The following is an 8956-nucleotide window of genomic DNA, read 5'->3' as shown; positions in this document are numbered from 1 at the left end:
GTCCGGTTGTCTCCGGTGTCTCCGGTCCGGTTCTCCCCGGTCCCCGTCCTGCCGGTTCCGTGCCCGTCCCCGTCCCCGTGTCCGTCGTACCGGTCCGCGGGCCGTCGTGCCCGGGACCCGCCGCCCGGTCTCCCCGCGTCGCCCCCGTACGCGTCCGGTTGCTCGGCGCCGACCGGCTCCCGCTGCTCCGGTATGAACGCCTCCAACTCGTCCGCGGTGAACGCCTGGGTGTCGTACGACGCGGCCTGCTCCCGCAGTTCCGCCATGATCTCGTCCGGCGTCGGCCGGTCCCCGGGCTCCTTCGCCAGGCAGCGGGTGAGCAGCGGCACGAGGTCCTCGGGCACCCCCGCCAGGTCGGCCTCGTCGTGCACCACCTGGTACGCCACGATGTACGGGCTGTCCGAGTCGAAGGGCCCCCGCCCGGTCGCCGCGTGCACCAGCACCGACCCGAGCGCGAAGACGTCGGCGGCCGGCCCCACGGCCTTCGGCCGCTGGAACTGCTCGGGTGCCATGAAGGGCGGTGTGCCGATCAGCTTCCCGGTCTCGGTGCGCAGGTTGCGGTCGCTGTCGGAGGGCCGCGAGATGCCGAAGTCGATGACTTTCGGCCCCTCTGCCGTCAGAAGCACATTGCTGGGTTTGAGATCGCGGTGCACCACTCCGGTCCGGTGGATGTCGCGCAGTGCCTCGGCGAGCCCGGCCATCAGCCGGCGCAGCTTCGCGGGCGAGAGGGGGCCGTTCCGCTTCCCGTACTCGGCGAGCGTCGGGCCCTGTACGTACAGCGTGGCCATCCACGGCCGCTCCGCGTCGGGGTCGGCGTCGACGACGGAGGCGGTGAACGCCCCGCTGACCCTCCGGGCGGCGGCGACCTCCTGGCGGAACCGCGCCCTGAACTCGGAAACCCTCGCGTGCTCCTCGTGGACCACCTTCACGGCGAGGCGCAGCCCGGACGCGGAGCGCGCCAGATAGACCACGCCCATGCCACCGGAGCCGAGCACCGACTCCAGGCGGTACTGCCCGGCGTACTGGGGCCGCCCCCGGCCCTCGTGCCATTCCGCTTGCGGCCCTACGCCCTGGTCGCGCAGCGGCGCCATGGATCCACCCCCGTGCGATCGTTCGCGAGCGCCATGGCGGGAGCCTAATCGATCCTTCTGACGATCCATCCGGGGAACACTTTCGGACTTGCTAGCCTGCACGGGTCGCAGGAGATCCTCGGGGAGGATCCGGAACGGGGGAGGCCCACATGGCCGTTGAGGAAGCAGAGTCGAACGAAGCCACGGAAGTCACGGGAGCGGCGGCGGCCGCGCTCGTCACCTATCCGATCGCGCCCGGCTACCGGGTGAACGTCCGCAGTGGTCCCGGCACCGGCTACAGCATCGTGAAGGTGCTCGCGGAGGGCTCCTGGGTGCCGATCTACTGCCAGACGCCGGGGCAGACGATCACCGGTCCGTACGGGACCACCAACATCTGGGACAACATCGCCTCCGGGCAGTTCGTCTCGGACGCCTATGTGAAGACGGGCAGCGACGGGTACATCGCACCGCGCTGCTCCTGACACGGTGGCCGGCCCGGCTCGCCCGCCCCTTCGGGGCGCGGGCGCCGGGCCGCGCCCTTGACGCCCCCGGCACGATGAACGCATGACGCAGCAGCAGCCGGGAGGACACGGCGAGTTCGCGCTCTCCTTCGACTCCGTCGCCGCCCAGTACGACGCCGCGCGCCCCGGCTATCCCCGGCAGCTCTTCGAGACCGTGGAGGAACTGGCGGGCCGCCCGCTCGCCGGCGCCGACCTCGTCGACGTGGGGGCGGGCACCGGCATCGCCACCCGTCTGCTGCGCGCCCGGGGCGCCCGCGTCACCGCCGTCGAACCCGGCCCCGGCATGGGCGCGCTACTGCGGGCCGGGCTGCCGGACGTTCCTCTCGTCAGGGGCGACGGCGACCGGCTGCCGTTCCTCGACGCGAGCGCCGACTTCGTGACGTACGCCCAGTCCTGGCACTGGACCGACCCCGCGCGCTCGGTGCCCGAAGCGCTGCGCGTGCTGCGGCCCGGCGGCTGCCTGGCGATGTGGTGGAACGTGCCGGACCCGGACGTCTCCTGGACGGTGGAGCAGGAGGAGCGGCTGCGGCGCCGCATGCCCGGCTACCACGCGCACGGCCTCACCGGCGAGGCCCCGGACATCCTCCGCGCCCTCGGGCACCCCGCAGTGTTCCGGCGGCTCCACTGGAGCCGCCGCGTCCCTGTGGACACCCACCTCGCGATGCTCGGCAGCCGCTCGTACTTCGCCGTCCTCGGGCCCGAGGCCTCCGCACCCGTCCTCGACGACGAGCGCCGCCACCTCCTGGCCCTCTTCCCCGACGGCCTCGTCGAGGAGTCCTACGCGGTCGACCTGACGGTCACCCTGCGGCCGTCCATTCCCCTCAGGCCCGTCACGCCCCTCACGCCCCGCGTGCCGTCCGTCTGAGGAGTGGTCCCGCCCCACCCGTTGCCGCCGCGGATGCCCGGGGGCGCCCGGTCCTGTGCGGCGCGCGGACCGTCGAGCCGTCCCGCGCTCCCGACGGCCGTCCCACGCCTGGCGGCCGTCCCACGCCTGGCGGCCGTCGCGCTGCCGCCCCGTGCCCTCGGTGGCCGTCCCGCTGCCGCCCCCGTGCCCTCGGCGGCCGTCCCCCGTGCCTCGGCGGCTGTTCCGCCCGCTCCTGAGCCGTCTCGACGGAGCCGGCCGGCCCGACGCGCCGCTTGACGGACGCCGTCACCCGGGAGCAATATTCATCGCATGATGAATATTGCTCCCGAGTCCGCCGCGACAGACGGGGCCCCCGCCGTTCGCGCCCGCGGTCTGACCGTCGTCCGCGGCTCCCGCACGGTCCTCAAGGACCTCGCCTTCTCCGTTCCGCCCGGCCAGGTCACCGGGCTCCTCGGCCCCTCCGGCTGCGGCAAGTCCACCCTCATGCGGGCCATCGTCGGCACCCAGGCCAAGGTCACCGGCACCCTCGAGGTCCTCGGGACACCCGCCGGGGACGCCTCGCTGCGGGCCCGCATCGGATACGTCACCCAGGCGCCTTCCGTCTACGACGACCTGACCGTGCGCCAGAACCTCGAGTACTTCGCGGCGATCCTCAGCCCCGGGCGCGCCGCGGCCGAGGAACGCCACGCTCATGTCACCCGGGCCATCACCGACGTCGACCTCGCCTCGCACGCGGAGGCCCTCGCCGGAAACCTGTCCGGCGGCCAGCGCAGCCGCGTCTCCCTCGCCGTCGCCCTCCTCGGCACACCCGAACTGCTGGTCCTCGACGAGCCGACCGTCGGCCTCGACCCCGTGCTCCGCCGCGACCTGTGGAACCTCTTCCACTCCCTCGCCGCCGAGCGCGGAGCCACCCTCCTCATCTCCTCGCACGTCATGGACGAGGCCGAACGCTGTCACCGCCTCCTGCTCATGCGCGAGGGCGAGATCCTCGCCGACGACACCCCGGACGCCCTGCGCGACCGCACCCGCACCAGCACCGTGGAAGCCGCATTCCTCCACCTCGTCGACGAGGCCAACGCCCGCAGGGCCGCACACAAGGAGTCCGTCCGATGAATGGCGCACGCACCCTCGCCACCGCCCTGCGGGTCCTCCGGCAGCTGCGCCACGACCCCCGCACGATCGCCCTGATGCTCCTCGTGCCCTGCGTACTGATCACGCTGTTGCGCTACGTCTTCGACGGCGACCCCCGCACCTTCGACTCCACCGGAGCGTCGCTGCTCGGCATCTTCCCGCTGACCACGATGTTCCTGGTGACCTCCATCGCCACGCTGCGCGAACGCACCTCGGGCACCCTCGAACGACTCCTCGCGATGCCCCTGGGCAAGGCCGACCTGATCGGCGGCTACGCCCTCGCCTTCGGAGCCCTGGCCATCGTCCAGTCCGCCCTCGCCACCGGCCTGTCCGTGTGGTTCCTCGGTCTCGACGTCATCGGCTCGCCCTGGCTGCTGCTGCTCGTCGCGCTCCTCGACGCGCTCCTCGGCACCGCCCTCGGCCTGTTCGTCTCCGCCTTCGCGGCCTCCGAGTTCCAGGCGGTCCAGTTCATGCCCGCGGTGATCCTGCCCCAGTTGCTGCTGTGCGGACTGTTCACCCCGCGCGAGAACATGCAGCCGGTCCTCGAAGGCATCTCCGACGTGATGCCCATGTCCTACGCGGTCGACGGAATGAACGAGGTCCTGCGACACACCGACATCACCGCCGAGTTCATCCGCGACACCGCCATCGTCACCGGCTGCGGAATCCTGGTCCTCGCCCTGGGCGCCGCGACTCTGCGCCGGCGCACCGCCTAGTGCCGCGTCGGCCGAGGTTCGCCCCGTCGCGACGCCCTGCACGGCACTCGCCCGCAGCCCTCCGGCCGCGGGGGGTACCCCCACGCTGCGTTGGCCGAATGCCCGAGCAGGCCCACTACGAGGGCTTCCGGCCGCCTTGCGATGCTCCCCCTGCCTCCGGCGGGAGGTGCCCCCGGCACCGGACGCCGCTCCTCGGCGGGCAAACCCCGACCGACGCGGCACTAGCGGGCGGTGGGGTCCGCGTGCCCGGTCGCCCCCGCCACGCCGTACCACCAAATGGACGGCCCGCCCCGGGACCGCGCCCGGTGCGAGGATGGCAAAGGACGACGAACCACCCGCGCACCCGGAGGGCGAACCCCGCATGACCCAGAAAGTCGCAGTCCTCGGCACCGGCAAGATCGGCGAGGCCCTGCTCAGCGGAATGATCCGCGCCGGCTGGGCCCCCGACGACCTCCTGGTCACCGCCCGCCGCCAGGAGCGCGCCGAGGAACTCCGCACCCGCTACGGCGTCACCCCCGTGTCCAACCCCGAGGCCGCGAAGACCGCCGACACCCTCATCCTCACGGTCAAGCCGCAGGACATGGGCACCCTCCTGGACGAACTCGCCCCGCACGTCCCCGCCGACCGGCTGATCATCAGCGGCGCCGCCGGCATCCCCACCTCGTACTTCGAGGAACGCCTCGCCCCCGGCACCCCGGTCGTCCGCGTCATGACGAACACCCCCGCCCTCGTCGACGAGGCCATGTCCGTCATCTCGGCGGGGAGCCACGCCACCGAAGAACACCTCGCCCACGCCGAGGAGATCTTCGGCGGCGTCGGCAAGACCCTCCGCGTCCCCGAGGCCCAGCAGGACGCGGCCACCGCCCTCTCCGGCTCCGGCCCGGCGTACTTCTACTACCTCGTCGAGGCCATGACCGACGCGGGCATCCTCCTCGGCCTGCCCCGCGCCCAGGCCCACGACCTCATCGTGCAGGCCGCCATCGGCGCCGCGGTGATGCTCCGGGACAGCGGCGAGCACCCCGTCAAGCTCCGCGAGGCCGTGACCTCCCCGGCCGGCACCACCATCAGCGCCATCCGGGAACTCGAGAACCACGGTGTACGCGCCGCACTCATCGCCGCCCTCGAAGCCGCCCGCGACCGCAGCCGCGAACTCGCCTCCGGCAACGGCTGACCCGCCCCCGGACCCCGGCCCAGCCGCCCGGAGCCGTACAACCCGCACGATCCGCGCGGCCGTGGGCTCCGGCCGGCCCCCGTGTCCGGCCGGAGCCGGCCGACGGCGCCCCGGCCGATTCACGGCGCTCCGGCCGATTCACGGCGCTCCGGCGGCCTCGACCAGCTCCCGGGTCCCGACGACCTTCGCGAAACGGCCCCCGTGCAGCGAGACCGCCGTGGCCCGGGACAGCTCATCGGCCGTCGACGTCCACCCGAAGGGACCCGCCAGGTCGAAGGTGTGCATCGCGTCCAGCGGGAAGAACACCTCGTACCCCAGATTCCCTCCCATCCGGGCCGTCGTCTCGTTGCACATGTTCGTCTGGATCCCGGCGACCACGAGCTGCCCGATACCCGCCCCCCTCAGCCAGGCGTCCAGGTCCGGCTCGCCGTAGAAGGCGGAGTTCACCGACTTCCGCACCAGCAGCTCCGGCCCGGAACCCCTGCCTCGCCGCTCCTCCACGAAGTCCTTGAACTCATTGCCGACGTGCCCGACCCGCAGCGGCGACCTCGACTGCGCCGGCGAGTCGTGCCGCACGAACACGACCGGCCGGCCCGAGCCCTGCCACGCGTCGATCAGCGCCGCGATGTTCCGCTCCGCGTCCGGATTGTTCCTGCGCCCCCAGTACTCCTCCTCGAACCCCTTCTGTACGTCGACGACAACCAGCGCGGCGTTCCGTGCGATCTCCATGCCTCGATGCTGGCGCCGCGCCCCCCACTCCACCAGTGGCAGCAACGCCGCTCATCGATGGCATCCTGCCGGGCGATGTCTGCCACACTCGCCCGACATGTACCGCGTGGCACTCCTCGCCTTCCCTGGCATCCGCGCATTCGACGTCTCCGTCATCACCGAGGTATGGGGCACGGGCCGCACCCTGCGCGGCGTCCCGCCCTTCGAACTGCGCCGCGCCGCCGCCGACCCTGCCCCCGTCCCGATGGCCGGCGGCCTCAGCCTCACCCCCGACCGCGGCCTCGACTGGCCGGCCCGAGCCGATCTGGTCGTCGTCCCCGGCATCGAGGACCCCTCGGTCTCCACCCCCGCGCCCGTACTCGAGGCGCTGCGCCGCGCCCACGCCGCCGGAACTCCCGTCGCGGCCCTGTGCGCCGGAGCCTTCGTCCTCGCCGAGGCCGGTCTCCTCGCCGGCCGCCGCGCGGTCACCCACTGGCACCTCGCCGCCCGCCTCCAGGAACGCCACCCCGCAGTCGCCGTCGAGCCGGACGCCCTCTTCATCGAGGACTCCGGCATCTGGACCTCCGCCGGCACGGCCGCGGGCATCGACCTGTGCCTTCACCTCGTCCGCACCACTCACGGCGCCGAGGCCGCCGCCACCATCGCCCGCGCCATGGTCACCGCTCCCTTCCGCACCGGCACCCAGGCACAGTTCATCGAACGCCCCACCCCGCGCGCCGACCGCGAGGCCGACGCCCTCGCGGCCGTCCGCGCCCACGCGCTCGAGCATCTCGACGAGCCCCACACCGTCGCCGGTCTCGCCGCCCGCGCGGGCATGTCACCGCGCACCTTCGCCCGGCGGTTCCGCGCCACCACCGGCACCACCCCGCTCCACTGGCTCATCACCCAGCGCCTCGCCGCAGCCCAGAGGCTCCTGGAACAGACCGACCACCCGATCCCGGAGGTGGCCCGTCGCACGGGCTTCGGCAGCGAGGTGACCATGAGGCAGCACTTCGCAGCCCACCTCGCCACCAGCCCGCGCGACTACCGGGCCGCCTTCCGTCAGCCCGCCGGCAGCAGCCCCACCGCGTCATAGGCCGCGTCCACCACGGGCCTCGCCATGGCCCGCGCCCTGGCCGCCCCCTCCTTCAGCACCGCATCCACCTGTCCGGGATCGGCGCTCAGCTCCGCGTGCCGCTCCCGCACGGGCCGCAGCAACTCGATCACCGCGTCGGCGACGTCCGACTTCAGCGCGCCGTAAGACCCGTACGCACCGGCCAGCTCCCGCGGGTCCCCGTCCCCGCAGGCGGCCAGGACGTCCAGCAGATTCGCCGGTCCCGGCCTCGCCACGCGGTCGTACTCGACGTCGCGCCCGCTGTCCGTCACGGCTCGCATGATCTTGCGACGCACCACGTCCGGATCATCGAGCAGATAGACGATTCCGCCCGTCGCGTCGTGGGACTTCCCCATCTTCGACGTGGGGTCCTGCAGATCCATGACCCGCGCGGCCACGGCCGGATGCGTGGCCCTGGGCACGGTGAACGTGGGCCCGTACCGCTGGTTGAAACGCACCGCCAGATCCCGCGTCAGTTCCACGTGCTGCGCCTGGTCCTCCCCGACGGGGACCTCCTCCGCCCGGTAGGCCAGGATGTCCGCCGCCATCAGTACGGGGTACGTCAGCAGCGACAGCCGCACACTGCCGCCCCTGGCGCGCTCCCGTGCGGCCTTCTCCTTGTACTGGATCATCCGCCGCATCTCCCCGTCCGTGGCGGTGCACTCCAGCAGATAGGACAGCCGGGTGTGCTCGTCCACATGGCTCTGCACGAAGACGGTGCACACGTCGGGATCAAGTCCGGCCGCCAGCAGCAGGGTGGCCGCCTGCCTGCTCAGCCTCCGCACCCGTGCCGGATCGTGCTCCACGGTCAGGGCGTGCAGATCGACCACGCAGAACAGCGCCTCCGCACTGTGCTGGTCCCGCTCCGCCCACCGCCGGATCGCCCCCAGGTAGTTCCCCAGCGTCAGATGCCCGGTCGGCTTGACCCCACTGAAGATCCGCGCCATCTCTCACCCTCGACTCCGCTCGGGGCCGCCGCCGGGTCCGGCGGGCCGGCCTCCCGGAGGGAGAAACGCGAACGGCCGCCGGGGCGGCGGCCGTTGAATGCATACGCAACACTGGGGCCGCCGGTCAGGCGGCCCACCAGGAGAGCGTGTTCGTACGCGTGGTCATGGAGGCAGCGTAGCGTCCTCGACCGGAGTTGACACGGACTTGCCCCATCCGTAACGTTCTCCGGGTTGTCCGACGTGAGCGCCGATTCCGGTCGGTCCCCGGACAGCCATTCCGCAAGAACCACTCTCTACGAGCGATCACTCTGTCGAGTCGTCGCACCGTTGCCGTGTGCTTTTGCGGAATGAGGAATCGGCGTTCGAAGGAACGCGGCCCCGATTGGCTTCGGGGCAATGGATTCCGCTAAAGTCTCACCTCGTCGGAACGGCCCAACAGCCGGGAAGGCAACCCCGATTCGACCGGGAATCAGCGCCGAAAGGATCTGATAGAGTCGGAATCGCCGGAAAGGGAAACGCGAAAGCGGAGAACGGAACGGCAGCCCGCTCCAGCGGGTGGCAGAAACGGAAATCGGATCTGCTAAGCTGGAAACACCGAAGGGAAGCGCCCGGAGGAAAGCCTCGGAGAGTGTTCTGGGGTGAGTACGAAGGAAGCGTCCGTTCCTTGAGAACTCAACAGCGTGCCAAAAGTCAACGCCAGATATGTTGATACC

General features: G+C 72.1%; 9 protein-coding genes. 6 read left to right on the top strand and 3 right to left on the bottom strand.

Going from position 1 to position 8956, the window contains the following annotated elements:
- Window positions 1-1091, bottom strand: a 1091-nt coding sequence (locus GUY61_RS30230; RefSeq protein ID WP_166633433.1) for a serine/threonine-protein kinase, incomplete at its 3' end; no start/stop codon positions are given.
- A 149-nt stretch (window positions 1092-1240) separates the two neighbouring features.
- On the opposite strand from GUY61_RS30230, the gene GUY61_RS30225 reads away from it, so the two are divergent.
- From GUY61_RS30225 to proC, 5 genes are all read left to right on the top strand, one after another.
- Window positions 1241-1552: an SH3 domain-containing protein gene (locus tag GUY61_RS30225; RefSeq protein WP_166633432.1), complete on the top strand. Its 312-nt coding sequence runs from the start codon at window positions 1241-1243 to the stop codon at window positions 1550-1552.
- Between the two features lie 82 nt (window positions 1553-1634).
- Window positions 1635-2456 (top strand): class I SAM-dependent methyltransferase, encoded by an 822-nt coding sequence (locus tag GUY61_RS30220; protein WP_166633431.1) that lies wholly within the window; start codon window positions 1635-1637, stop codon window positions 2454-2456.
- A 309-nt stretch (window positions 2457-2765) separates the two neighbouring features.
- The gene (locus GUY61_RS30215; protein WP_166633430.1) at window positions 2766-3569 is read left to right on the top strand and encodes an ABC transporter ATP-binding protein; all 804 of its coding nucleotides are present in this window, start codon (window positions 2766-2768) and stop codon (window positions 3567-3569) included.
- Complete coding sequence (locus tag GUY61_RS30210; RefSeq protein ID WP_166633429.1) at window positions 3566-4303, top strand: ABC transporter permease; 738 nt, start codon at window positions 3566-3568, stop codon at window positions 4301-4303. Before GUY61_RS30215 ends, GUY61_RS30210 begins: the two co-directional genes overlap by 4 nt.
- A gap of 361 nt (window positions 4304-4664) precedes the next feature.
- Window positions 4665-5474: a pyrroline-5-carboxylate reductase gene (gene proC / locus GUY61_RS30205; RefSeq protein WP_166633428.1), complete on the top strand. Its 810-nt coding sequence runs from the start codon at window positions 4665-4667 to the stop codon at window positions 5472-5474.
- Between the two features lie 138 nt (window positions 5475-5612).
- Here the strand turns inward: proC and GUY61_RS30200 are convergent, their stop codons facing one another.
- The gene (locus tag GUY61_RS30200) at window positions 5613-6203 is read right to left on the bottom strand and encodes a cysteine hydrolase family protein (RefSeq protein ID WP_166633427.1); all 591 of its coding nucleotides are present in this window, start codon (window positions 6201-6203) and stop codon (window positions 5613-5615) included.
- A 97-nt stretch (window positions 6204-6300) separates the two neighbouring features.
- On the opposite strand from GUY61_RS30200, the gene GUY61_RS30195 reads away from it, so the two are divergent.
- The gene (locus GUY61_RS30195) at window positions 6301-7278 is read left to right on the top strand and encodes a GlxA family transcriptional regulator (RefSeq protein WP_166633426.1); all 978 of its coding nucleotides are present in this window, start codon (window positions 6301-6303) and stop codon (window positions 7276-7278) included.
- On the opposite strand, the gene trpS is transcribed toward GUY61_RS30195, so the two are convergent.
- A complete protein-coding gene (trpS, locus tag GUY61_RS30190; protein WP_166633425.1) occupies window positions 7245-8243 on the bottom strand; it encodes a tryptophan--tRNA ligase in 999 nt (332 codons plus the stop codon). The genes GUY61_RS30195 and trpS overlap by 34 nt on opposite strands.
- Window positions 8244-8956: the final 713 nt, after the last annotated feature.

It is taken from the genome of Streptomyces sp. GC420, from assembly GCF_009916105.1.
In the GTDB taxonomy this organism is placed as follows: domain Bacteria; phylum Actinomycetota; class Actinomycetes; order Streptomycetales; family Streptomycetaceae; genus Streptomyces.
Note: the sequence above shows the minus strand (reverse complement) of the source record. Positions and strands in the feature narration are given on the sequence as shown.